At 65.4% G+C, this 24,791-nt stretch carries 16 protein-coding genes; 12 read left to right on the forward strand and 4 right to left on the reverse strand.

What is annotated here, in order from left to right; all coding sequences use genetic code 11:
• The first annotated feature begins 48 nt into the window (after positions 1–48).
• From glgX to treY, 4 genes are read left to right on the forward strand one after another with little or no spacing between them, the layout of a single operon-like run.
• Positions 49–2,151 carry a glycogen debranching protein GlgX gene (gene glgX / locus LQ954_RS08340; RefSeq protein ID WP_231022629.1) on the forward strand — a complete coding sequence of 701 codons (2,103 nt, stop codon included), beginning with the start codon at positions 49–51 and terminating at the stop codon, positions 2,149–2,151.
• Positions 2,139–3,836 carry a malto-oligosyltrehalose trehalohydrolase gene (gene treZ, locus LQ954_RS08345; RefSeq protein WP_231022630.1) on the forward strand — a complete coding sequence of 566 codons (1,698 nt, stop codon included), beginning with the start codon at positions 2,139–2,141 and terminating at the stop codon, positions 3,834–3,836. The genes glgX and treZ overlap by 13 nt, the downstream gene beginning before the upstream one ends.
• The gene (gene malQ / locus LQ954_RS08350) at positions 3,833–5,704 is read left to right on the forward strand and encodes a 4-alpha-glucanotransferase (protein WP_231022631.1); all 1,872 of its coding nucleotides are present in this window, start codon (positions 3,833–3,835) and stop codon (positions 5,702–5,704) included. The genes treZ and malQ overlap by 4 nt, the downstream gene beginning before the upstream one ends.
• Positions 5,701–8,040 carry a malto-oligosyltrehalose synthase gene (gene treY, locus LQ954_RS08355; RefSeq protein ID WP_231022632.1) on the forward strand — a complete coding sequence of 780 codons (2,340 nt, stop codon included), beginning with the start codon at positions 5,701–5,703 and terminating at the stop codon, positions 8,038–8,040. Before malQ ends, treY begins: the two co-directional genes overlap by 4 nt.
• 21 nt (positions 8,041–8,061) lie before the next feature.
• Here the strand turns inward: treY and LQ954_RS08360 are convergent, their stop codons facing one another.
• Positions 8,062–8,721, reverse strand: coding sequence for an epoxyqueuosine reductase QueH (locus LQ954_RS08360; RefSeq protein ID WP_227769912.1), 660 nt, complete (start codon positions 8,719–8,721; stop codon positions 8,062–8,064).
• 230 nt (positions 8,722–8,951) lie between these two features.
• On the opposite strand from LQ954_RS08360, the gene acnD reads away from it, so the two are divergent.
• The 6 genes from acnD to LQ954_RS08390 all read left to right on the forward strand — a co-directional run bounded on the left by acnD (position 8,952) and on the right by LQ954_RS08390 (position 18,812).
• Entirely contained in the window at positions 8,952–11,576 is a 2,625-nt protein-coding gene (acnD, locus tag LQ954_RS08365; protein WP_231022633.1) for a Fe/S-dependent 2-methylisocitrate dehydratase AcnD, read from the forward strand.
• Positions 11,576–12,766 (forward strand): 2-methylaconitate cis-trans isomerase PrpF, encoded by a 1,191-nt coding sequence (gene prpF / locus LQ954_RS08370; RefSeq protein WP_231022634.1) that lies wholly within the window; start codon positions 11,576–11,578, stop codon positions 12,764–12,766. The genes acnD and prpF overlap by 1 nt, the downstream gene beginning before the upstream one ends.
• Positions 12,767–12,843: 77 nt before the next feature.
• The gene (prpC, locus tag LQ954_RS08375) at positions 12,844–14,001 is read left to right on the forward strand and encodes a bifunctional 2-methylcitrate synthase/citrate synthase (protein WP_231022635.1); all 1,158 of its coding nucleotides are present in this window, start codon (positions 12,844–12,846) and stop codon (positions 13,999–14,001) included.
• Between the two features lie 114 nt (positions 14,002–14,115).
• Positions 14,116–15,036 (forward strand): methylisocitrate lyase, encoded by a 921-nt coding sequence (gene prpB, locus LQ954_RS08380; protein ID WP_231022636.1) that lies wholly within the window; start codon positions 14,116–14,118, stop codon positions 15,034–15,036.
• Between the two features lie 140 nt (positions 15,037–15,176).
• A complete protein-coding gene (locus LQ954_RS08385) occupies positions 15,177–16,577 on the forward strand; it encodes a short-chain fatty acyl-CoA regulator family protein (RefSeq protein ID WP_231022637.1) in 1,401 nt (466 codons plus the stop codon).
• Between the two features lie 87 nt (positions 16,578–16,664).
• Complete coding sequence (locus LQ954_RS08390) at positions 16,665–18,812, forward strand: TonB-dependent siderophore receptor (protein ID WP_231022638.1); 2,148 nt, start codon at positions 16,665–16,667, stop codon at positions 18,810–18,812.
• Between the two features lie 127 nt (positions 18,813–18,939).
• Here the strand turns inward: LQ954_RS08390 and LQ954_RS08395 are convergent, their stop codons facing one another.
• From LQ954_RS08395 to LQ954_RS08405, 3 genes are read right to left on the reverse strand one after another with little or no spacing between them, the layout of a single operon-like run.
• Positions 18,940–19,842, reverse strand: a complete 903-nt coding sequence (locus LQ954_RS08395) for an N-acetylmuramic acid 6-phosphate etherase (RefSeq protein ID WP_227769905.1) — start codon at positions 19,840–19,842, stop codon at positions 18,940–18,942.
• Positions 19,832–21,226, reverse strand: a complete 1,395-nt coding sequence (locus LQ954_RS08400; protein ID WP_231022639.1) for an FAD-binding oxidoreductase — start codon at positions 21,224–21,226, stop codon at positions 19,832–19,834. Before LQ954_RS08400 ends, LQ954_RS08395 begins: the two co-directional genes overlap by 11 nt.
• Positions 21,223–22,116, reverse strand: a complete 894-nt coding sequence (locus LQ954_RS08405) for a BadF/BadG/BcrA/BcrD ATPase family protein (RefSeq protein ID WP_231022640.1) — start codon at positions 22,114–22,116, stop codon at positions 21,223–21,225. The genes LQ954_RS08400 and LQ954_RS08405 overlap by 4 nt, the downstream gene beginning before the upstream one ends.
• A gap of 128 nt (positions 22,117–22,244) precedes the next feature.
• Here LQ954_RS08405 and LQ954_RS08410 point away from each other — a divergent pair, with 128 nt between their 5' ends.
• Both LQ954_RS08410 and LQ954_RS08415 read left to right on the forward strand, forming a co-directional pair.
• Positions 22,245–23,753: an MFS transporter gene (locus LQ954_RS08410; protein WP_231022641.1), complete on the forward strand. Its 1,509-nt coding sequence runs from the start codon at positions 22,245–22,247 to the stop codon at positions 23,751–23,753.
• Positions 23,750–24,766, forward strand: a complete 1,017-nt coding sequence (locus tag LQ954_RS08415) for a serine hydrolase domain-containing protein (RefSeq protein ID WP_231022642.1) — start codon at positions 23,750–23,752, stop codon at positions 24,764–24,766. Before LQ954_RS08410 ends, LQ954_RS08415 begins: the two co-directional genes overlap by 4 nt.
• Positions 24,767–24,791: the final 25 nt, after the last annotated feature.

A 24,791-nucleotide genomic window follows, 5' to 3' on the forward strand; every position in this document is an offset into this window, starting at 1 on the left:
GCGGGGTGGAGGCTTCACCCTGCCCGCTACCATCGCGAGGCCGCACGCTTGCCATTCACCGTTGACCGGCTCCAGCCCGGCTCCCCCCACCCTCTGGGCGCCACCTTCGATGGCCTCGGCGTCAATTTCGCCGTCTTTTCCGCCAATGCCGATGCGATCGAGCTGTGCATCTTCGATCCCGCCGGCAAGCGCGAGATCAAGCGCTTCTGGCTGCCCGAATGCACTGATGAGGTGTTCCACGGCTATCTGCCTGACGTCGAGCCTGGCCTTCTCTACGGCTATCGCGCGCACGGCCGCTATGAGCCGGAGGCGGGCCACCGCTTCAATCCCAACAAGCTGCTGCTCGATCCCTATGCACGAAAGCTCCACGGCCAGATCCGCTGGACGGACGCGCTCCACGGCTACCGCCTCGGGTCGCGGCGCGAGGATCTGAGCTTCGACAAGCGCGACAGCGCCGCCGCCATGCCCAAGGCGGTGGTGGTCGACGATCATTGGGACTGGTCGCGCGATCGCCGCCCCAACACGCCCTGGTCGGAAACCGTCATCTACGAGGCGCAGGTCAAGGGCCTGACCAAGCTGATGGAGGAAGTGCCCGCGCGCGATCGCGGCACCTATGCGGCGCTGGGCCACCCCGCCGTCATCCGCCACCTCCAGCGGCTCGGCGTCACCGCGATCGAGCTGCTGCCGATCCAGTCGTTCACGCAGGATCGCTTCCTGCAGGAAAAGGGCCTCAGGAATTACTGGGGCTATAACACGCTCGGCTTCTTCGCCCCCGAACAGGCCTATATGGCGCGCGACCAGCAGGACGAGCTTCGCCGAGCCGTGTTCCGCCTTCATCAGGCCGGGATCGAAGTCATCATGGACGTGGTGTACAACCACACCTGCGAGGGTTCCGAAAAGGGGCCGACGCTCTCCTGGCGCGGCCTCGACAACGCCAGTTACTATCGCCTCGTCGCCGACAATCCGCGCTATACGATCAACGACACCGGCACCGGCAACACGCTCAACATGAGCAAGGCGCGCGTGATCCAGATGGTCGCCGACAGCTTGCGCTATTGGGCGACCAGCTTCGGCATCGACGGCTTCCGCTTCGATCTCGGCCTCACCCTCGGGCGCGAGGCGACCGGCTTCGATCCCGGCGCCGCCTTCTTCGATGTCGTCCGCCAGGACCCGGTCCTCAGCCGGCTGAAGCTGATCGCCGAGCCCTGGGATGTCGGCCCCGGCGGCTATCAGCTCGGCCATTTCCCGCCCGGTTTCGCCGAGTGGAACGACAAATACCGCGACACCGTGCGCAGCTATTGGAAGGGTGATCCCGGCACGCGCGGCGATCTCGCCGCCCGCCTGTCTGGCTCGGGCGACCTCTTCGACCGCCGCTCGCGCCGCCCATGGGCCAGCGTCAACTTCCTTGTCGCGCATGACGGCTTCACCCTCGCCGACACGGTGATGTACGAACATCGCCACAATGAGGCGAATGGCGAGGACAATCGCGACGGCCACGACAACAACCATTCGCGCAACTGGGGCGCGGAGGGGCCGACCGACGATCCCGCGATCAACGACGCCCGCGGCCGCGTCATGCGCTCGATGCTGACCACGCTGCTCGCCTCGCTCGGCACGCCGATGCTGGTCGCCGGCGACGAATTCGGCCGCACACAGCAAGGCAACAACAACGCCTATTGCCAGGATAATGAGATAAGCTGGCTCGACTGGACCGCCGCCGCAACGCCCGAGGGGCAGCAGCAGATCGATTTCACCGCCCGCCTGACCGAGCTTCGCCGCCGCTACCCCGTGCTGCGCGCGCCGACCTTCCTTTACGGCCAGGACTCGCCCGGCCACGGCGTCAACGATGTCGAATGGTGGGATGAGCGCGGTGAGCGGCTGAGCGACGCGGATTGGCAAAACCCGGAAGGCCGCGCGCTGATGATGCGCCGTGCCACCCGCACAGAGGCCGGAGAGGTGGAGGCGGTCTCGCTCCTCCTCAATGCCAGCGAGGATCCGATCACCTTCCACCTCCCGCCACCCGAAACCCGGCGCATCATCCTGATCGACAGCGCCAAGCCCGATCAGGGCGAACTGGAAATCGGCAACGAATATGAGGTTGCACCGCAAGGCGCCGTGCTCCTCACCTGGACCAGCGCATGGGACGCGTGACGTCCTGGGGGCCGGAGCCGCTGGCGGACGGCGGCACGCGCTTTCGCCTGTGGGCGCCCGGTGCTCCGCAAATCGCGCTGGAGTGCGACGGCGAGCACCTGCCGATGACCTCGCAGGGCGACGGCTGGCACTTCATCGATCATGCCGCTGGCGCCGGCACGCGCTACCGCTTCCGGATCGGCGATACGGCAGTTCCCGATCCCGCCTCGCGCCGCCAGCAGGGCGGCGTTCACGGTCACAGCGTCGTTCCCGATCACACCTATGACTGGCGAACGCCCGACTGGCGCGGTCGCCCGTGGCACGAGATGGTGATCATGGAGTTGCACGCCGGCGTGCTCGGTGGGTTCAGCGGCGTCCTGCAGCGCCTGCCCGCCATTGCCGCGCTTGGCGTCACTGCAATCCAGCTCATGCCGATCAACGCGTTCGCGGGGGACCGCGGATGGGGCTATGACGGCGTCCTGCCCTACGCCGTCCATGAAGCTTATGGCTCGCCCGACGAACTGCGCGCCCTCGTCGACGCGGCGCACGAACTCGGCCTCAGCGTCTTCCTCGACGTGGTCTACAATCACTTCGGCCCCGACGGTAACTACCTCGGCCTCTATGCCGATCGCTTCTTCCATCGCGATGTCGTCACGCCTTGGGGCGGGGCGGTTGCGGTGGATGAGCCAGCCGTCGCGCGCTTCTTCATCGACAATGCTTTGATGTGGCTTCGCGACTATCGCTTTGATGGCCTGCGCTTCGATGCCGTCCACGCCATCGACAACCCTGCGTTCCTCGACGCCATGGCTGCCGAGATCCGGGCGGCCTTGCCAAATCGCCACGTCCACCTGGTTCTCGAAAACGAACATAACGACGCCGGTCGCCTCCACGCCGACGCTTATGACGCGCAGTGGAACGACGATTTCCACAACGTCCTCCACGTCCTGCTGACCGGCGAAACCAGCGCCTATTACGGCGACTTCGCCGATCGTCCGGCGGAGCGTCTCGCCCGCTGCCTCGCCGAAGGGTTCATCTACCAGGGCGATCCCTCGCCCAATCACGACGGCAAACTTCGCGGCACGCCGAGCGGGCATTTGCCCCCGACCCGCTTCGTCAGCTTCCTTCAGAACCACGATCAGGTCGGCAACCGCGCGATGGGCGAGCGGCTGACCCTCCTCACCGATTCCGGCAAGCTGCGCGCCGCCATCGCCTTGATGCTGCTCGCGCCGCAGATCCCGTTGCTTTTCATGGGTGAGGAGGAAGGCAGCGAAACCCCGTTCCTGTTCTTCACCGATTTTCAGGACGAGCTGGCCGAGGCCGTTCGTGAAGGCCGCCGCCGCGAATTCGCCAAGTTCGCGGCCTTCGCCGATCCGAAGGCTCGCGAGCGCATTCCCGATCCCAACGCGCCGTCGACCTTTGAAGCGTCCCTTCCGCTCCCTGGCGCCGACGCGTTGGTCTGGCGGGCCTTCTATCAGGATCTGCTGCGCCTGCGCCGGGAGCGGCTCGTTCAACATCTCGCCGACGCCACCGCCATCGGCGCGGAGGCCGTGGGCGATGCGGCCGTGGTCGCTCGCTGGCGCCTCGGCAATGGCGCTCGCCTGACCATTGCGATCGACCTTGCGGACACACCCGCCGCAGCGTGGCCAGCATCGGACACGACACCGATCTTCATGACCGACGATCGCTTCGCGGCCTGGATAGAATGACCGATCTTCATGCCGCCGCCGCCGCCGCTGGCCTGAAACGGGATTGGACCGACGCGAGCGGCCGGCCCCAACAGGTTGCCGACTCAGTGTTGGAGGCGCTGCTTTCGCGTCTCGACATGACACCTGCCGAGCAGCCGTTCGTATCGGCGACGGTGGGCGCTCCTATTCTCTTGCCGGGGGCTTCGGCAGGGATGGCTGATCTGGTGTTGGAGGATGGAACCACGCGCCCGCTGCCGGTGTCCGAGGCGGGCGTGGCCGCACCTCTCGACGTCATCGGCTATCATACGCTGTCGATCGGAAGGCATCGCTACACGATCGCCATCGCTCCCCCGCGCTGTCCGCAGCCGAGCGGACGCAGTTGGGGCGTGTCGGTGCAGATCCCCTCACTCCGCGATCAGCGCGCATCCGCCTTCGGTGATTACGGCACGCTGGCGGACGCCGCCGCTGCCTTCGGCCGCGCGGGCGCTGCCGCCCTGGCGATCAGCCCGACCCACGCGCTCTTTCCGGCCGATCCGCATCGCTTCAGCCCCTATGCACCCTCTTCGCGGCTGTTCCACAATGTGATGCTCGCCGATCCGTCGCTGGTCGATGCTCCCTTCCCTGATGAGCAGTCCGGCGACCTCATCGACTGGCCCAACGCGCTATCGGCGCGGCTCACGCACCTTCGCCGCGTGTATCTGGCCGAAAATCTCCGCCTACAGGCCGCGGTTACTGCATTCGCGGCCGAGAGGGGGCCGGATTTAGCCGCGCACGCCCGTTTTGATGCGCTGCACTGCCGACTGGGCGGCGCCGGCTGGCCCGATTGGCCGACCGAGTTCCAGGATCCCGCAAGCCCCGCCGTTCAACGCTTCGCCACCGAACATGCGGATGAAATATCCTTCTTCATATTCCTTCAGTGGTTGGCCGACCAAGGCCTTGAACACGCTCAGAAGGCTGCCCGCAAACAGATGGCGATCGGCTTGATCGCAGACCTGGCCGTCGGCACCGACCGCGCTGGCAGCCACGGCTGGAGCCGGCGCTCCGATCTGCTCAGCGGCGTCTCCATCGGTGCACCCCCCGATCCGCTCGGCCCGGACGGCCAGAACTGGGGGATCTCCGCACTCGACCCCTACGCGCTTCAACGCACCGGCTTTTCTTCGTTTATCAATACCATACACACTGCTCTTCGACACGCCGGCGGCCTTCGCATCGATCACGCCATTGGCCTGGACCACCTCTGGATCGTGCCCGACGGCGGCACCGCCGCGGATGGCGCCTATCTCACCATGCCGGGCGACACGCTGAAGAATATCGTGGCAATCGAGGCACATCGCGCCAATGCCATCGTCATCGCGGAGGATCTGGGCACGGTCCCGCCTGGGCTGCGCGACGATCTCTCTCGACGCGGCATGCTGGGCATGCGGGTTCTTCCTTTCGAACGTGACACCGAGGGCGAGTTCGTTCCCCCTGCTAAGTGGGATGCCGACGCCGTTGCCATGACTGGCACGCACGACACGCCCACCGTTGCCGGCTGGTGGAAAGGCCGCGACCTGGAATGGCGTTCCAGGATCAGTGGCGCAACTGATCCCGGTTCGTCGACGCAGCGCAGAGAAGAACGCAGCTCCATGTCGCAAGCCATTGGAATATCCAAAGATCGGCTTACCCCGCCCCTAGATGAGATCATGGAAGCCGTCGCAGAAGCGCCCGCCGCGCTTGCGGTATTCCCGATTGAAGATCTCCTCGGCCTCGAAGAGCAACCGAACCTCCCCGGCACCACCGACCAGCACCCGAACTGGCGCCGCCGTATGCCAGCTGCCACCCCCGCCCTTCTCGCCCGACCGGACGTTCAACGCCGTACCCACATGCTTTCCGAGAAGAGGCCTGGATGATCCCTCGCGCCACCTACCGCCTGCAGTTTCACAAGGATTTCACCTTCGCCGATGCCGAGGCGATCCTGCCGTATCTGGACCGGCTCGGCATCAGTCACGTCTATGCCTCACCTGTCACCACCGCGGCTCCGGGCTCCACGCACGGCTATGACGTGATCGATCCCACGCGCATCAATCCGGAGCTCGGCGGGGAGGAAGGCTTTCGACGCCTCGCGGCGGCGTTGCGCGCCCGCAGCATGGGGATCATCATCGACATCGTTCCCAATCACATGGGTGTCGCCGGCGACACAAACGCTTGGTGGAACGACGTGCTGCGCCACGGCCGCGACAGCCAATATGCCGACGTGTTCGACATCGACTGGTCGCGTCCGATCCTGCTTCCCGTCCTCGGCAGTTCGCTCTCCGAGGCACTCGCGAACGGCGCGCTTACGGTGGAGCGGCATGAGGAGCGATGGTGGCTCGTCGCTTATGGCGACAAGCGCTTTCCACTCCGCGACGAAGATCAGGATGCGCCCGATCAGGCGCCGATCGAGGCGCTGCTCGACCGCCAGCACTACCGGCCGGCCTTGTGGCGCACGGCCAATGATGAACTCAACTGGCGACGCTTCTTCGCCATCAACGAACTCGCCGGCGTTCGGGTCGAGGACCCGGGCGTTTTTGACCTTACCCACGCGCTCTACCTCCGTCTCTATGGCGAGGGGCTGATCGACGGCGTTCGCGTGGATCACGTCGACGGACTGACAGACCCGCTGGGATATTGCCGCAAGCTGCGGGAGCGGTTGGAAGCACAGGTCCGCCCTGCGGACGCACCGCCGGGCCCGCCCTGGATCGTGATCGAAAAAATCCTGGGACCGGGCGAGCTCCTTTCGTCCGAATGGCAGGTACATGGCACAAGTGGCTATGATTTCATGGAAGAAGTGGCCGCACTTCTCCACGATCCCGCCGGCGCGGCGCCACTTGGTGAGATATGGCGGGGGGTGAGCGGCCGCTCACCGGATCTCGAGCCGGAGGAGTTGCTCGCTCGTCAGCAATTGCTCGCCTGGCAGTTTACGGGCCAGCTGGAAAGCTGTGTCGACGCCTTCGTCGCGATCGCGCCGGACGGGGTCACCCGCTCGATGCTCCGCCGGGCCGTTGAACGACTGCTATGGGTGTTTCCCGTCTATCGGACTTATGGCCCCGATGCGCCAGCCAGCGATCAGGCTGTACGCGATGCGGTGCGCGATCGCGTCCGGCCGCATGTGCCGCCCGGCGAAACCGAGGTCACGGACATGATCCTCCATTGGCTCGCGGGGCGCGGGGCAGGAGATGCTGCACTCGGGGCGGAAGCGGTCCGCCGTTTCCAGCAACTCTCCGCGCCCATCGCTGCCAAGGCGCTCGAGGACACCGCCTTCTATCGCTACGGCCGGCTTCTTTCACGCAACGACGTCGGTTTCGATGCAGGATGCATGTCGCTTTCTCCCGCCGCCTTCCATCAACGGATGGAGGCGCGCGCCCGCGATTGGCCGCACGCCATGCTTACGACTGCCACTCACGATCACAAGCGCGGCGAAGACACCCGCGCGCGGCTCGCCGTGCTCAGCGAGATGCCGGCGCGATGGCAGGCAATCGCGATGGAGTGGGAGCGGATCGCCGCCGACTATGCCGCCGGGGTCGATCGGGCCGACCGCTACATGCTGTTCCAGTCGCTATTGGGCGCCTGGCCGGACTCGCCGGAAGAGGATTTTGCCAACCGCATCTCCGCCTGGCAGACCAAGGCGCTTCGTGAAGCCAAGTTGCACTCCTCCTGGGAGGCACCGAACGAAGAATATGAAGACCGCTGCAACGATCTGGCCGGAAAGCTGATCGGAGACAGTCGGTTTGTCGCCTCCATGCAGTCCTTTCTAGCCGAGATCGAGCCGGCTGCAGCCCGCAACAGCCTCATCCAGGTGGCGCTCCGGTACTCCTTACCCGGCGTGCCGGATCTTTATCAGGGGAATGAGTTCGCGGACCTGAGCCTCGTAGATCCAGACAACCGACGCCCGGTCGATTACACCGCTCGCATCACAGCCCTGGAAGCACCGCCACCCAAGCTCCAGCTGCTGTGCGATCTGCTCAGCGCGCGTCGACGATACCCGGATCTGTTCGCAAGCGGCAGCTATGAGCCAGCCACGGTAGAGGGCGCTGGGCCCTCGCGTCTGCTAGCCTTCGAACGACAACACGGAGGCGCGTCACTGCGCTGCGCCGTCGCACTGAATGGAACACCGCCCGCGAGCGCCTCGATCACGTTCCCGTCCGGTACCCGTTGCCCTGCCGCCGCGCTGTTCGCCCAATCACCGGTCTGGTTCGAGATCGCCTGAACTCGTCGCGGGATCAGCGTATCAAGACTGTTCGTCAGCCCCGTAGAACAGCTTGCCGATCTCGATCTCCGGCCGCCCCTGCGACACGCGATGCGCATTGGTGTCGCGCAGCGAATAGACGCAGCCGCAATATTCCTGCTGGTAGAAATGCTCGCGCTTGGAAATGTCGATCATCCGTGCCGCGCCGCCGCCCTTGCGCCAGTTGAACGTCCAATAGCTGAGGTCGGGGTAATGCGATGCCGCGCGTTCGCCGCAATCGTTGATCTGCGCCATGTTCTTCCAACGCGAAATCCCCAGCGACGAGGTGATGACCGGGAAGCCATTCTCATGCGCATAGAGCGCGGTGCGCTCGAACCGCATGTCGAAACACATGGTGCAGCGGATACCGCGCTCGGGCTCCTGCTCCATCCCCTTGGCGCGCTTGAACCAGTTCACCGTGTCATAATCGGCATCGACGAACGGCACGTCATGCTTCTCGGCGAAGCGGATATTCTCCTCCTTGCGCAGGAGATATTCTTCCTTGGGGTGGATGTTCGGATTGTAGAAGAAGATCGTGTAGTCGATCCCGCTCGCCGTCATCGCTTCCATCACCTCGCCGGAACACGGCGCGCAGCAGCTGTGCAGCAGCACTTTCTTGTGGCCCTCAGGCGGGGTCAGCAGGGGGCGTTCGATCTCGGTCATGGCGCGGCGATATACGGGAAGTCGGCCCGGAGGGCAAAAGCGCTATCTTCGCAAAGTTCGCAAGCCGTCCGGCGCGCATCCGCCGATCTTCGCCCTTTAACGGGCCCGCATGGGTTGCGTCGTTGCGGATAATGCACAAATGAAGGGACCGTGATCGTACGACGCGACGCGCACGCCCGGGTTAGAGCCTCGTTCCTGTGCGCCGAGCAACGCCAGGTAGAGATTCGCCCATGAACAAAGCATTCCGCAAACAGCTTCCCGGCACGAACGTCGACTTCTTCGACACGCGCGAGGCGATCGAGGCGATCCGCCCCGGTGCCTATGACGGCCTGCCCTATGTTTCCCGCGTTCTGGCCGAACAGCTCGTGCGCCGCTGCGATCCCGCATTGCTCACCGATGCCCTGACCCAGATCGTCGAGCGAAAGCGCGATCTCGACTTCCCCTGGTATCCCGCCCGCGTCGTCTGCCACGACATCCTCGGCCAGACCGCGCTCGTCGACCTCGCCGGCCTGCGCGATGCGATTGCCGACAAGGGCGGTGATCCGGCGAAGGTGAACCCGGTCGTCCCGACCCAGCTGATCGTCGATCACAGTCTGGCGGTCGAGCATGGCGGCTTCGATCCGCAGGCGTTCGAAAAGAATCGCGCGATCGAGGATCGCCGCAACGAGGATCGCTTCCACTTCATCGAATGGACCAAGGAGGCGTTCCAGAACGTCGACGTGATCCCCGCCGGCAACGGCATCATGCACCAGATCAACCTGGAAAAGATGTCGCCCGTCATCCAGCTGCGCGACGGCGTCGCCTTCCCCGACACCTGCGTCGGCACGGACAGCCACACGCCGCACGTAGACGCACTGGGCGTCATTGCCATCGGCGTCGGCGGGCTTGAGGCGGAAACCGTGATGCTCGGCCGCGCGTCGATGATGCGCCTGCCCGACATCGTGGGCGTGAAGCTCACCGGCAAGCGTCAGCCGGGCATCACCGCGACCGACATCGTCCTCGCCATCACCGAATTCCTCCGCAAGGAGCGGGTGGTCGGCGCCTGGCTCGAATTCTTCGGCGACGGCGCGGAGAGCCTCACGATTGGCGACCGCGCGACCATTTCAAACATGTGCCCGGAATATGGCGCCACCGCCTCGATGTTCTACATCGACCAGCAGACGATCGACTATCTCCTCCTGACGGGGCGCGAGCCGGAGCAGGTGAAGCTGGTCGAAACCTACGCCAAGCACACCGGCCTGTGGGCGGACGCGCTGAAGACCGCGCAATATGAACGCGTGCTCGAATTCGATCTGTCGACCGTGGTGCGCAACCTCGCCGGCCCGTCCAACCCGCACCGCCGCCTGCCGACCTCCGCGCTGGAGGAAAGCGGCATCGCCGTCGGGCTTGAGGCTGCGCAGGAGGAGGAACGCCAGGGCCTGCTGCCGGACGGCGCGGTCATCATTGCCGCGATCACCAGCTGCACCAACACGTCGAACCCGCGCAACGTCGTCGCCGCCGGCCTCGTCGCGAAGAAGGCCAATGACCTTGGCCTCGTGCGCAAGCCCTGGGTGAAGACCAGCTTCGCCCCCGGCTCGATCGTCGCGCGCCTGTATCTCGAAGAGGCCGGGCTGCTGCCCGAGCTCGAGAAGCTCGGCTTCGGCATCGTCGGCTTCGCCTGCACCACCTGCAACGGCATGTCGGGCGCGCTCGATCCGAAGATCCAGCAGGAGATCATCGACCGCGATCTGTATGCCACCGCCGTCCTCTCGGGTAACCGCAACTTCGACGGCCGCATCCATCCTTATGCCAAGCAGGCATTCCTCGCCTCGCCGCCGCTGGTCGTCGCCTATGCGCTCGCCGGCACCGTCCGCTTCGATATCGAGCAGGACGTGCTGGGCGTGGTCGACGGCAAGGAAATCCGCCTCAAGGATCTGTGGCCGACCGACGAGGAGATCGACGCGATCGTTTCCGCGCACGTGAAGCCGGAGCAGTTCCGCAAGGTCTATGAGCCGATGTTCGGCGCGCGGGCGCGTTCGGCGGAAAAGATCAGCCCGCTCTACGACTGGCGCCCGATGTCGACCTACATCCGCCGCCCGCCGTACTGGGATACCGAGGGCGTCGGCGCGCTCGCCGCGCATCCGCGCACGCTGAAGGGGATGCGCCCGCTCGCCATCCTGCCGGACAATATCACCACCGACCACCTCTCGCCCTCGAATGCGATCCTGCCCTCGTCGGCGGCGGGTGAGTATCTGGCGAAGATGGGCGTGCCGGAGGAGGACTTTAACTCCTACGCCACTCACCGCGGCGATCACCTTACCGCGATGCGTGCAACCTTCGCCAACCCGCAGCTCGTCAACGAGATGGCAGTGGTCGATGGTCAGGTGAAGCGCGGCAGCCTCGCCCGGGTCGAGCCGGACGGCGTCGTCATGCGCATGTGGGAGGCGATGGAAACCTACGCGCAGCGCAAGCAGCCGCTGATCATCATCGCCGGCGCCGATTACGGCCAAGGCTCCTCGCGTGACTGGGCGGCTAAGGGCGTCCGCCTCGCCGGCGTCGAGGCAATCGTGGCTGAGGGCTTCGAGCGGATCCACCGCACCAACCTCATCGGCATGGGCGTGCTGCCGTGCGAGTTCAAGCCGGGCACCACCCGCCTGACGCTCGGCCTCGACGGTACCGAGACCTATGACGTGATCGGGGATCGTCAGCCCGGCGCCACGCTGACGCTGATCATTCACCGTAAGGATGGGACGACGGAAGAGGTGCCCGTCACCTGCCGCCTCGATACTGCCGAGGAAGTCTCGATCTACGAGGCGGGCGGCGTGCTGCAGCGGTTCGCACAGGATTTCCTCGAATCCGAGGCGGCGGCGGCATAATGGCCGGCCAGGTCCGCATCCCCGCCACCTACATACGTGGCGGCACCAGCAAAGGCGTGTTCTTCCGGCTGGAGGATCTGCCCGAGACCGCCCAGGTTCCGGGTCCCGCCCGTGACAAGCTGTTCCAGCGAGTCATCGGCAGCCCCGATCCCTATGGCGCGCAGATCGACGGCATGGGCGGCGCAACGTCCAGTACCAGCAAATGCGTCATCGTCTCGCCCAGCAGCCAGCCGGGCCACGACGTCGACTATCTCTACGGTCAGGTGTCGATCGACACCGATTTCGTCGACTGGTCGGGCAATTGCGGCAACCTGTCGACCGGCGCGGGCGCCTTTGCGATCCACGCCGGCTATGTCGATGCGAAACGCGCCGAAAACGGGATGTGCACGGTCCGCATCTGGCAGGCGAACATCAACAAGACGATCATCGCGCACGTCCCCGTCGCCAACGGGGAAGTGCAGGAAACCGGCGACTTCGAGCTCGATGGCGTCACTTTCCCGGCGGCCGAGATCGTGCTCGAGTTCGTCGACCCGGCCGACGAGGGCGACGAGGGTGGCTCGATGTTCCCCACCGGCAATCTCGTCGATGAGCTCGACGTGCCGGAGGAGATCGTGCCCGGCGGCAAGCTCAAGGCGACGATGATCACCGCCGGCATCCCGACGATCTTCGTCAATGCCGCCGACATAGGCTTCACCGGCACCGAGCTGCGCGAGACGATCAACACCAATACCGACACGCTGCGCCGGTTCGAGACGTTGCGCACGATCGGCGCGCTCAAGATGGGCCTCATCAAGTCGCCCGAGGAAGCCGCCAAGCGGCAGCACACGCCAAAGATCGCCTTTGTCGCGCCCCCGACCGACTACGCCTCGTCGAGCGGCAAGATCGTCAAGGGCGAGGATATCGACCTGCTCGTCCGCGCGCTGTCGATGGGCAAGCTCCACCATGCGATGATGGGCACCGCCTCGGTCGCCATCGCCACCGCGGCGGCCGTGCCCGGCACCCTCGTCAACCAGGCGGCCGGCGGCGGGGAACGCCAGGCGGTCCGCTTCGGCCACCCCTCGGGCACCTTGCGCGTTGGCGCCGAGGCGAAGCTGGTCGACGGCCAGTGGACCGTCACCAAGGCGATCATGAGCCGCAGCGCACGTATCCTCATGGAAGGGCATGTGCGCGTGCCCGAAGGAAGCTTCTGACCAGCTGCCCGGCACGGGTAGTAGCTGCAACACGCCCGAAACGGGCAGATTGATTAGTCAAAGAGGACCGAAAGAGCATGACCGACACCGCCACCGCTCCCACCTTCAAGCCGAAGAAGTCCGTCGCCCTCTCCGGCGTCACCGCCGGCAACACCGCGCTGTGCACCGTCGGCCGCACCGGCAACGACCTGCACTACCGCGGCTATGACATCCTCGATTTCGCCGAGACGGCGGAGTTCGAGGAAATCGCACACCTCCTCGTCCACGGCTGGCTCCCCAATGCCGCCGAGCTCAAGGCGTACAAGGCGAAGCTGAAGGCGCTGCGCGGCCTGCCGCTCGCCGTGAAGGAGGCGCTCGCCGCCCTCCCCGCCGCCGCTCACCCGATGGACGTGATGCGCACCGGCGTGTCGGCGCTCGGCTGCGCGCTGCCGGAAAAGGATGATCACAACGCACCGGGCGCGCGCGACATCGCCGACCGGCTGATGGCCAGCCTCGGCTCGATGCTGCTCTATTGGTACCACCTGTCGAACAACGGCGTGGAGATCGAGGTCGAGACCGACGATGAATCGATCGGCGGCCACTTCCTCCACCTGCTCCACGGCGAAAAGCCGTCCGATAGCTGGGTGCAGGCGATGCACACCTCGCTGATCCTCTATGCCGAGCATGAGTTCAACGCCTCGACCTTCACCAGCCGCGTCATCGCCGGCACCGGGTCGGACATGCATTCGTGCATCACCGGCGCGATCGGCGCGCTGCGCGGCCCCAAGCACGGCGGCGCCAACGAAGTCGCCTTCGAGATCCAGAAGCGCTACCAGAACCCGGACGAGGCAGAGGCCGACATCCGCAAGCGCATGGAAGCCAAGGAAGTCATCATCGGCTTCGGCCACCCCGTCTATACGATCAGCGATCCGCGCAACGTCGTCATCAAGCGCGTCGCCAAGAAGCTGTCGGACGAGGCCGGCTCCACCAAGATGTACGACATCGCCGACCGGCTTGAATCGGTGATGATGGAAGTGAAGAAGATGTTCCCGAACCTCGATTGGTTCTCGGCCGTCTCCTATCACATGATGGGCGTCCCCACCGCGATGTTCACCCCGCTGTTCGTCATCGCCCGCACCTCGGGCTGGGCAGCGCACGTCATCGAACAGCGCGAAGACAACAAGATCATCCGCCCGTCGGCGAACTACACGGGTCCGGAAGACCTCAAGTGGGTGCCGCTGGCCGAGCGCACGTAAGCGCCCGCTGACGTAGTGAGAGGATCGGAGGCGCGGCCATCGTCGAGGGCCGCGCCAAGCTAAAAAAATGCTGACGCCAACCCAAATCAGACGCTGAATAAGCAAGGACCGATAATGCCTTACCTCCTCGCCTCCGACCTCCCCACCGAATCCGCCGGCAAGCGCTTCCGCGCCGGCCTCGAGCGTCCGGGCATCTTCCAGCTGCCCGGCGCGCACAATGGCCAGGCCGCGATCCAGGCGCGCAACGCCGGCTTCGACGGCCTGTACCTGTCGGGCGCGGCGATGACCGCCTCGATGGGCCTGCCCGATCTCGGCATCATCACCGTCGATGAAGTCGCCTTCTTCATCCGCCAGATCGTCCGCTCGTCGGGCCTGCCGCTGCTCGTCGATGGCGACACCGGCTATGGCGAGGCGTTGAACGTGATGCACATGGTCCGCACCTTCGAGGATGCCGGGGCCGGCGCAGTCCACCTCGAGGACCAGATCCTGCCGAAGAAGTGCGGCCACCTGAACGGCAAGAACCTCGTTTCGGCGATGGACATGGCGACCAAGGTTGCCGCTGCGAAGAAGGCCGCGCGTGACATCGTCATCGTCGCCCGCACCGACGCCGCCGGTGTCGAGGGCTTCGACGCCGCGGTCGATCGCGCCAAGCTCTATGTCGAGGCCGGCGCCGATGCGATCTTCCCCGAGGCGCTCAACACGCGTGAGATGTTCGAGAAGTTCGCCAAGGCACTGCCCAACGTGCCGCTGCTCGCCAACATGACCGAATTCGGGAAGACGCCCTTCTACACCGCGGAGGAATTCGAGGAGATGGGCTACAAGATGGTGATCTGGCCGGTCTCGTCCCTGCGCGTCGCCAACAAGGCGCAGGCGGAGCTCTATGCGTCGATCAAGGAGCATGGCGGCACGCACAAGTATGTCGACCGGATGCAGACCCGTCAGGAGCTGTACGACACGATCGGCCTGCACGATTTCGAGGAACTCGACGCCAGCATCATCAAGACGGTGGTGCCGGTGATGCCGCAGGAGGGCTGATCCACTTCGGTATGCCCGGCCGGCGTCGCGCCGGCCGGGCAGCCACCCGCCTTTTCGCAACATCCGCAAGGCGCTAAGCTCCCCATCCGGTAACGCTGGCTCCCCGCCGGCCGCTGGATGCGAAAGGTGCAAAGGCGCACATGCGGAAGACCTTTATGGGCGTGCGGCTGCGGCGGCTGCGCGAGGAACGGCGACTGAAACAGGTCGAGCTCGCCCATGCCCTCGGCATCTCGACCAGCTATCTCAACCAGATCGAACAGAACCAGCGCCCGCTGACCATGCCGGTGCTGCTGAAGATCAACGCCGTCTTCGGCATCGACGTGCAGCTTTTCTCGGAGGACGAGGAGGCGCGTCTCATCACCGACCTGCGCGACAGCCTCGCCGAGGCGCCCGAGCCGATCGCGCTCGCCGAAATCCGCGAGCTCGCCACCAACATGCCCGCCGTGGCGCGCACTCTCATCAGCCTCCAGCGCCGCCACCGCGAGATGATCGAGCGGACCGAGGCGATGGCCGATCAGCTTGGCAATGAATGGCTTGGCGGCGGCTCGGCGCGCATGCCGTTTGAACAGGTGCGCGAATTCTTCCATGCGCATAACAACCATATCGAACCGCTCGATCAGGCGGCCGAGCGGCTCTACCGCGAGGCCGGTTTTGCCCCGCGCATGGTCCATGCGGGGCTGATCGAGCGCTTCCAGCGGCTGCACGACATCCGCGTCGTCCATGCCCAGCCCGGCTCGGTTCAGCGCCGCTACGATCCCGAAGCCCGAGTTCTCCACATCTCGCCCGATCTGCGGGCCGGCCAGCAGGCGTTCCAGATGGCGACCCAGCTCGCCTTCCTGGAGGTCGGCGACCTCATCGACGATCTCGCCAGCAGCCCGGTTCTGACCGGCAGCGAGGCACGCCGGCTCGCGCGGATCGGCCTAGCCAATTACTTCGCCGGCGCGCTGCTTCTCCCCTATGCCGACTTTCTCGCCACGGCGGAGGCGCAGGCCTATGATATCGAGCGCCTCGGGCGCTATTTCGGCGTCGGGTTCGAAACGATCTGCCACCGTCTTTCCACGCTCCAGCGGCCAGAGGCACGCGGCGTCCCCTTCTTCTTCATCCGCGTCGACCGCGCGGGCAATATCTCCAAGCGGCAGTCGGCGACCGACTTCCACTTCTCGCGCGTCGGCGGCAGCTGCCCCTTGTGGAAGGTGTATGAGGCCTTCGCCCAGCCCGGCCGCGTGCTGCGCCAGGTCGCGCAAATGCCCGACGGCCGCACCTATCTGTGGGTCGCGCGCACGGTGCGCCGCACCGCCGGCGCCTTTGGCGAGCCCGGCAAGACCTTCGCCATCGCGCTCGGCTGCGACATCCGCCACGCGCACCGCCTCGTCTATTCGCGCGGTTTTGACCTCAGCGATCCGTCCGCCGCCACCCCGATCGGCGTCGCGTGCAAGGTGTGCGAACGCACCGCCTGCCCGCAACGCGCCTTCCCCATGATTGGCCGCGCGGTCGCCGCGGATGAGAACCGCGCGACCCTAACCCCCTATCCAGTCGCCTAATCCAGCCTCAACTTCCGATAATGAGTTTCGCTTGCAATAGCAGGCAAACGCTTCTAGCGGGCTTCCCGTTCAAGGGAGGCACGAACCATGATGATCTCTGCATTGCTGGCCAGCGCTGCCGCGATTGCCGCTCCGGAAGCGGTAACCGAGCCGCAGCGCGGCGAGGACATCGTGGTGACCGGTCAGCGCAGCGAAGGCAGCGATGATTATGGTGTGCGGACGCAACGAACCGCCACACGCATTCAGATGAGCCAGCGGGAAACGCCGCAGTCCATCAGCGTCGTCACCCGCGCTCAGATCGACGATTTCCAGCTGAACGACGTCAACGCACTGCTGAATACCGTGCCGGGCGTCAGCGTCCTGACTTCGGACACTGACCGCATCTACTACTCTGCGCGCGGGTTCGACATTCAGACGTTCCAGGTCGACGGGATTGGCCTGCCCTTTTCATTTGGCATCCAGACCGGGTCCATCGATACCGCCATCTATGATCGCATCGAAGTGGTCCGTGGCGCGCCAGGCCTGCTATCCCCCACGGGTAACCCTTCAGCCGTGGTCAACTTCATCCGGAAACGCCCCTACCGCGAGCTGAAGGCCTCCGGCAGTGTGCAATATGGCTCCTACGACAATTTCCGCGTCGATGCCGATGTCAGCGTACCGCTGACCCAGGACGGTTCGATCCGGGCCCGCGCGGTCGGTGCGTATCTTGATACGGACAGCCACCTTGATCGCTACGGCCTGCAGCGTTGGACGGGCTATGGCATCGTCGAGGCCGATCTTGGTCCCAACACCGTGATCTCCGCAGGCTATGGCCATCAGGATCATCGCAGTCGCGGCGCCATGTGGGGGGCGATCCCGCTTTATTATACTGATGGCACGCGGCTCGAGTTCGATCGCAGCGCGAATTACGCGCCGGAATGGTCCTCGTGGGGCGTGGTGGAGCGCCAGATCTTCGGAGATCTGACCCACGACTTCGGGAACGGCTGGACGGCAAAATTGTCGGTACTGCGGCGCGCCAACAGCGAGGACGACCGGCTCTTCTACGTCTACGGCAACCCGGTCCGCGGCGCACCGGGCGGTATCGACTCCGGGGATCCGAACGATCCCGACGATACACGCGCGATCTTCAGTTATCCCGGCGCCTTCAAGGGCGAGACACGAAACCTGACGATTGATGGGTATCTCAGCGGCAAGCTCTCGGCCGGCGGCCGGGATCACGACGTCGTGCTCGGGCTGCAGCGCGGTGCCGAAAAGTACCGGCAATATTCCAGTTATGATTACAGCCAGGTCGGCATTCCGCTGTCGCTCGACACCTTCTTCGATGGTGCGTTCCCTCGGGTCGATTTCCCGACGCCCTACGCACTCAGCCTCGACACCCACCTGGTACGCGAGACCGTCTACGGCCTCGCACGCCTGAATCTGGCTGATCCGCTGAAGGTCATGCTGGGCGGCAACTTCACCCACGCCACCAGTGAAGGCGATTCCTACGGAACAGCCCAGGCTTACGACCGCTCGCGCTTCTCGCCGTTCGTCGGCGCCACATTCGATATCTCCTCAAACCTCAGCCTGTATGCCAGCTATGCGAAGATCTTCCGTCCGCAGGTTGAGGTAAGCGCGACAAACGAAATCCTGCCGCCGATCGTGGGGGACAATCTCGAGGCTGGCCTCAAGGCGGAATGGTTCGGCGGACGGCTATACGCCAGCGCAGCATTGTTCCAGGCGCGCCAGAACAACACCGCCTTCGGCCAGTTCGACTCGGCCCTGGGCCGCACCGTGTACATTCCGGTCGATGCAAAGTCGCAAGGCGTTGAGCTTGAGTTCGGCGGTGAGCTCGCGGCGGGCCTGCAAGCCACTGGTGGCTTCACGACGATGCGGATCCGGGATCAGAACGACGAACCCGAGCGCACGTTCGTGCCCCGCAACGTTGGTCGACTGAACATCACCTACGCACCGCCAGCGCTGCCAAAGCTGAAGCTTGGCACCTCACTCCAGTACCAGAGTGACTTCTACTTCGAGCCGGGCGGCCTCACGCCTGCTGGTGATCCGATCCGGCTGGAACAAGGTGGGTATGTGCTAATGGACCTGATGGGCCGCTACGAACTCACGCCGAATGTTGCGATCGGCGTCAACGTGCGCAACGCTACGAACAAGCGGTACCTTAGTGCCCTGACGTTCGACCAAAGCTTCTACGGCCCGCCCCGGACGGTCCTCGGGACCGTGAGCTTCCGCTACTGATCGAGACAGTCTACGCCTCTTGGTCCCGCTCGGTTGGAGCGGGACCGGCGATATACCGGCGCTGGTGCGGCTATTGACTGCTGACCAACGCAGCGGCGCCTGCCCTGATCAACCCAGCGCTTCGCGATCAGCACTCTGCCGCTTGCCGTGGCCTCAAAGCCGCCATTGCTCCCGCCAGAGCACCGTCATGCGCGACGAGCAAGTCGTCTGCCTCGTCCGCGGATGCACCCAGAGCCACCAGCACCGCCCTCCGGATCTCTTCTCCCGCCCGGTCCAGGGCCGCAGCTGCCACGTCGCGGCTGACCCCGGCAATATTCGAGACCATCGCCTCAGCGCGCCCACGCAGCTTGCGGTTGGAGACCCGCATGTTCACCATCAGGCCCTGATGCACCAATCCGCGGCGCAGCATGATGGTGGTGGACAGCAGGTTGAGCACCGCCTTTTGCGCTGTTCCCGCCTTCATCCGGGTCGATCCAGCCACGATTTCACTTCCCGTGTCCGCCAGGATCGCATGCTCCGCCTTGGTAAGCAGGCCGACGCCCGGATTGTTCGCTACCCCGATGGTCAAGGCGCCCGCCTCGCGCGCAGCCTCGGTCACTGCCAACGTGTAGGGTGTACGCCCGCTGGCGGCGACGCCGATCACCACGTCGCTCGCCTCAACGCCAAGCTGCGCGACCGCTTCACGGCCGGCTGCTGCATCATCTTCGGCTCCCTCGACACTTTCGGTCAGGGCAGCCGATCCGCCGGCCATCAGGAATACGAGCCGCTCGCGCGGCCAGTTGTAGGTCGGGAACAACTCCACCCCATCCTGCACGGCAACGCGGCCCGACGTACCCGCGCCTGCATAAATCAATCGCCCCGTGGCCCCGAGCCGCCGGGCAGCAGCCTCCGCGGCGGACGCAATGGTCGCGACCTGGCTCTTGATCGCCGCAATGGCGGCCATCTGGCCCTCCAGCATGGCCTCGACCGCAGAGACGGATGGCCAGCAGTCGATGGAGACGTAGCGCGGATCGACCTGCTCAGTGCTCATCGGCCGACGCCTCCGCGAAGATCTTGCCAGGGTTCATCAGGCCTGCCGGATCGATCGCGGCCTTTAACCGCCGCATCAGCGCGACGGCTTCACCGCCATGCTCACGCAACAGCGCCCCCCTTTTGCCAATACCAATGCCATGTTCCCCGGTGCAGGTTCCCCCAACCGACAGCGCAAAGTCGATCAGTTCCTCGTTGACCTGCCGCGCTCTTGCCCAAGCGCTCGGATCATCCCGGCGCAAGACGAAGAAGACGTGGTAATTCCCATCGCCCACATGCCCCAGTATCGGCGCCAGCAACCCTGCGGCATCGATTGCCGCCCTCGCACGCCTGATCGCCTCCGCCAGGCTGGAGATCGGAACGCAGATGTCGGTGGACCATGTCACCGCATCCGGCACTAGCGCGCGCGCTGCCGGCAGCGCGGCGTGACGCGCGCGCCACAGGCGGCGTTGTTCGTCACGGTCAGCTGACATCACCAGCGTGCCCGCACCATTCGACCCGCCGATCGCTTCCAGCTGCTCGCATTGCTCCTGAACGGCTCGGGGCGAACCATGCAATTCCACGAACAACGTCGGCTGTTCCGGCAGCGTAAGGCCTGCGTAAGCGTTACAGGCTCGGATCGCCACCGGGTCCAGCAACTCCATCCGCGCCACGGGAACGCCGCTCTGGATCGTCTCGATCACCGTTTGAACGGCGCCCTCTAGGCTGTCGAACGCCCAACTTCCGGCGAGAACGGTCTCCGGGATGCCGTGCAATCGAACTGTCGCTTCCACGATCAGCCCGAGTGTGCCCTCCGATCCGGTGAACAGATGCGTGAGGTCATAGCCCGCGGCTGACTTTCGCGCCCGACTGCCAGTCCGGATCATCGTGCCATCCGGCAGCACGACCTTCAGCCCCAGCACGTTTTCCCGCATCGTACCGTAGCGCACGGCGTTCGTTCCTGACGCCCTGGTGGAGATCATGCCTCCGATCGTCGCATTCGCGCCGGGATCGATCGGGAAGAACAAGCCCGTTGCGCGCAGCTCCTCATTCAGTGCCTCGCGAGTGACTCCGGGCTCCACCACGCACAGAAGGTCTTCTGGCGCCACTTCAAGCACGCGGTTCATGCCCGACAGGTCGACCGAGACCGCGTCGACGACCGCGCCGGCGTTGCCTTCCAAAGAGGTGCCGACGCCCAGCGGCACGATCGGCACTGCCAGAGCTGTCGCCGCCCGCATTAGGATCTGTACTTCTTCTGCGGTGCGTGGCTGCGCCACGACGTCTGGCAGTAGGGCCTCGTGGTGCCCTTCGGCTGCCATGAACTGTGCGCGGCCGGCTTCGTGCGTGATCCACCGTTCGCCGAAACGATCGGCCATTTGCTCGCTCAGCCTGATCAGCGCCGTCATTCGCGTGTCACCTCCGGCAAGGCAAAGCCTGCAAGGAATAGCGCCCCGTCCAAAGCATCCCCAAGCGGCTCGCTGAGCTTCGCAACCGTTCTGGCGCGCAACCACGGTCGCAGGTGCGGTGCGAGTCCGCCCAGGATCGCGCAGGCCGGCGCGCCCCGCTCAAAGATCGTCTCGATGAACCGCTCCACATGGCCGGCGGCATCCTCCACGATGGACCGCGCGATCGGATCTTCCGCTTGCGCATATTGGATCACGATCGGCGCGAGGGCGGCATAATCCGCCGGCGTCGCGCGATCCATCCATGCAATCGCTTGCGGAATGGCGTGTCCGAAGCGCGCAGCGATGGCAAGAGCGAGCGGTGTGCGGGTCGTGCGCCCATCCAGCGCGCGCAGGGCGTGCCGCATCGCCGACAGGCCAAGCGCCGCTCCGCTGCCCTCATCCGAAATGGGGAATCCGTAGCCGCCAATCGCGAAATCGGTGCCACCCACGCGCAATTGAGCGATGCTGCCAGTGCCTAGGATCAGGGTCGCACCGTCCCGCCCCCGATGAGCGCCGAGGTTGGCGATCGCCGCGTCCGTAGCGAACGCTATCCTGGCCAGACCAAAGTCAATGGCGCGCAGCGCTTCGGCGCTCCCGGGCCGTGACAAGCCAGCGATGCCGACGCCTGCCGCGATATCGGCGCGCGCGCTCGCGGCAAGGCCAGCGGACTCCAGGGCTTGATCGATCACATCGTCGAAAACTGCCCGCACGGCGGCAGCGCCGATGCGCATGTTGGCCGGCCCGGCATGTCCCGTGCCGATCACCAACCCGCTTTGGTCGATCAATCGCGCGCGGCAGTGGCTGCCGCCCGCATCCACACCGAGATACCAGCTTACCATCGCAATCGCCATTCTGCGCTCGCGGGCGCGTGATGACCCATATCGGCTTGTCTCGCCGGTATAACCAGCAGTGATGCCGTCGCCACTCACCGCAGCTGCCGGGATTGACGCGGGCGAGCGGGCGTTGAACGATCGGCGGCATGACCGAACTGGCTGCTCCGGCAGCGCTCGCTGAGCCCCCTTCCGCACCGGCCGCCATCGATCGCCGCGGCATGGCCCTTTATGGCGTGCTGGGGTTCGCCGCGGGCCTGCCCTTTTACATGTTCTCCACGGTGCTCGCGCTCCGGCTACAGGCACATGGCGTGGCGCTGGCCGTGATCGGCTTCTTCGCGTGGGTGCAGCTGCTGCCCACCCTGAAGTTCGTCTGGGCGCCGCTGCTGGATCGGTACGCCGTCCCCGGCTTCTCCCGATTCTACGGACAGCGCCGCGGCTGGATGATGCTGGCCCAGCTTGGGATCTTCACTTCTCTCGTCGCGATGGCGTGGACCGCTGAAGACGCCTCTCTCGGGGTGACCGCGCTGTTTGCCGTGTTGCTGGCTTTCTGGACAACCACGCTGGAAGTCGCCGCCGATGCCTGGCGTATCGAACTTTATCCTACGCAGGACGAGCAAGGCCCGATCGTTGCTGCCAATCTGTGGGGCTATCGCGGGGCGATGGTCGCCGCTGGCAGCGGCGCGCTCCTGCTTGCCGATTGGGGTGGTTGGACGATTGCCTACCTCGCCATCGCGGCGGCCGCATTTCTTCCCTTTCCGATCCTGGCCGCCATGCGCGGCCACACGCCCGACGCCCGGGAGAGGGTTCCCGCGCTTGCTACCGGACTGGTCGCCAGCGGCATGATCCTCAGCAGCGCCATGGTTGCCACCGCCGCCATCGGCTGGCTCATCCTGTGGGCCGCGTCCGGCGCGGGAATTGATGCCGACACGAACGTCACCCCCTGGGTGCTGGGCTGCTGCATGCTTCCGTTTCTGCTCATGGCCGCCGCACTCCCGCAGATCCGCCGCGCACCCAGCGACGCGCCGATCCGCCGCTCCGCGCTGCTCGGCCCCTACGTCGATTTCTTCTGGCGCTATGGCTTCGGCGCGCTGATCCTGCTGGCGTTCGTCTCGCTTTATCGGATGGGCGACGTTCTCGCGCTCAATCTCTCCAAGCCGATGATCAAGGATCTCGGCTACTCCCTGTCACAGATTGGCCGTGCGGATAGCGTTGTGGCGCTTGCCGCCAGCGCGATCGGCGTTGGTCTCGCTGGCTGGATGGTCACTCGGCACGCCATGTCATGGATGCTGGCGATCGGGGCCCTCGTGGCTGCGATCGGCAATTTCGGCTTTGTCTGGCTTCAGCATCAGCCCGTCAGCGAAGGGCTCCTCTACCTCGCGACCGGTGCCGACCAGTTCGGCAACGGCTTCGCTGGTGCCGTTTTCGTGGTCTATCTCTCCTTGCTGGTGAACCCGCGGTATCCCGGTGCTCAATATGCCTTCCTCACCGGCTTTGCCTTTCTGCTCCCGCGGCTGCTTTCAGGCGCCGGCGGGACGATCGTCGGCCGGATCGGCTATGACAATTTCTTCCTGTTGTCTGGCGCACTGAGCCTTGTGGCCGTCGTGTTCCTGCCGCTGCTCGCCCATATCCGCCCCAGATCCGAAGAGAGCGAATGATCGATTCCATTGTCGAAGGCGGCTTTGCGCCCGCCGCCGCGGCTGTGTCTGCTGGCCGTATTCCAGGCGCCGCTTTAGGCATCGTTACGGCCGATGGTACGCGCGCCGTTCGCCTAGCCGGCCTGGCGCAGCGAGAACCGGAGGAAGAGCCGCTCACGCGCGAACACTGGTTCGATCTTGCATCGGTCAGCAAGGTTATCGCCACGACCAGTATCATCCTGCGGCTGGCGGACGAAGGTCGGCTGGATCTCGATCGTCCGCTCACTGACGCCATCCCGGATCTGCGCCAATATGATGTCGCGAATGCGCCGGAACGTCGGCTGACCTTCCGGGACTGCCTGGTGCATCGCACCTTTCTTCCGGCGGTGGAGCCGATCTACACCTATGGCGATGATCCGGCGCGCCTGCGGGCCTTCGTTCTTCAGCGCGAATGGCGGCACGGCCCGTCGGTCTACTCGGATATCAACTTCATCCTGCTCGGCATCGCTATCGAGCGACTGACCGGCGCCGGGCTGGAAGCTCAGCCGCTCGGCAAAGGCCTCAGCTGGGGTCCGCCCCCGGGCCCGGCGGTCGCAACCGAACACTGCCAATGGCGGGGCCGGGTCATGAAGGGCGAAGTGCACGACGAAAATTGCTGGGCGATGGGCGGGCGTACCGGCCATGCCGGACTGTTCGGAACCGTCGACGGCGTCCTCGATTTCGCTCGCGGCCTGCTGGATGGCTCTGCCGCTTCTCCCGCGATGCTGGACGCAATTCGGACACCGGTTGAGGGTCACCGTACGGCCGGCTGGGAGATCCGCTTTCCCGGCTGGTCGGGTGGTCAGGCCTGCTCGCCTGGCGCCATCGGCCACACAGGCTTCACCGGCACCGGTCTCTGGATCGATTTCGAGCGTGACCTTGCGTGGACGCTACTCACCAATCGCGTCCACCCCACGCGCCATCATGACAGCGGCATCTTCACCCTTCGCCCGGAAACCGGCGACGCGGTGATCCAGGCTTTCGACGCCGCTTGAACACAGGCAGCACTGCCGGTCACCT

Origin of the sequence: Sphingomonas sp. IC-11, assembly GCF_021043365.1 — a bacterium.
In the GTDB taxonomy this organism is placed as follows: domain Bacteria; phylum Pseudomonadota; class Alphaproteobacteria; order Sphingomonadales; family Sphingomonadaceae; genus Sphingomonas.

What these genes read in the sequence shown, in the direction of transcription:
- LQ954_RS08405 (WP_231022640.1), bottom strand. Translation starts at nt 22,116, where the DNA reads ATGGCGATTGCGATGGTAAGCTGGTATCTCGGTGTGGATGCGGGCGGC.
- LQ954_RS08410 (WP_231022641.1), top strand. Translation starts at nt 22,245, where the DNA reads ATGACCGAACTGGCTGCTCCGGCAGCGCTCGCTGAGCCCCCTTCCGCA.
- LQ954_RS08395 (WP_227769905.1), bottom strand. Translation starts at nt 19,842, where the DNA reads ATGAGCACTGAGCAGGTCGATCCGCGCTACGTCTCCATCGACTGCTGG.
- treY (WP_231022632.1), top strand. Translation starts at nt 5,701, where the DNA reads ATGATCCCTCGCGCCACCTACCGCCTGCAGTTTCACAAGGATTTCACC.
- LQ954_RS08385 (WP_231022637.1), top strand. Translation starts at nt 15,177, where the DNA reads ATGCGGAAGACCTTTATGGGCGTGCGGCTGCGGCGGCTGCGCGAGGAA.
- LQ954_RS08390 (WP_231022638.1), top strand. Translation starts at nt 16,665, where the DNA reads ATGATGATCTCTGCATTGCTGGCCAGCGCTGCCGCGATTGCCGCTCCG.
- acnD (WP_231022633.1), top strand. Translation starts at nt 8,952, where the DNA reads ATGAACAAAGCATTCCGCAAACAGCTTCCCGGCACGAACGTCGACTTC.
- LQ954_RS08415 (WP_231022642.1), top strand. Translation starts at nt 23,750, where the DNA reads ATGATCGATTCCATTGTCGAAGGCGGCTTTGCGCCCGCCGCCGCGGCT.
- prpB (WP_231022636.1), top strand. Translation starts at nt 14,116, where the DNA reads ATGCCTTACCTCCTCGCCTCCGACCTCCCCACCGAATCCGCCGGCAAG.
- malQ (WP_231022631.1), top strand. Translation starts at nt 3,833, where the DNA reads ATGACCGATCTTCATGCCGCCGCCGCCGCCGCTGGCCTGAAACGGGAT.
- LQ954_RS08360 (WP_227769912.1), bottom strand. Translation starts at nt 8,721, where the DNA reads ATGACCGAGATCGAACGCCCCCTGCTGACCCCGCCTGAGGGCCACAAG.
- LQ954_RS08400 (WP_231022639.1), bottom strand. Translation starts at nt 21,226, where the DNA reads ATGACGGCGCTGATCAGGCTGAGCGAGCAAATGGCCGATCGTTTCGGC.
- prpF (WP_231022634.1), top strand. Translation starts at nt 11,576, where the DNA reads ATGGCCGGCCAGGTCCGCATCCCCGCCACCTACATACGTGGCGGCACC.
- treZ (WP_231022630.1), top strand. Translation starts at nt 2,139, where the DNA reads ATGGGACGCGTGACGTCCTGGGGGCCGGAGCCGCTGGCGGACGGCGGC.
- prpC (WP_231022635.1), top strand. Translation starts at nt 12,844, where the DNA reads ATGACCGACACCGCCACCGCTCCCACCTTCAAGCCGAAGAAGTCCGTC.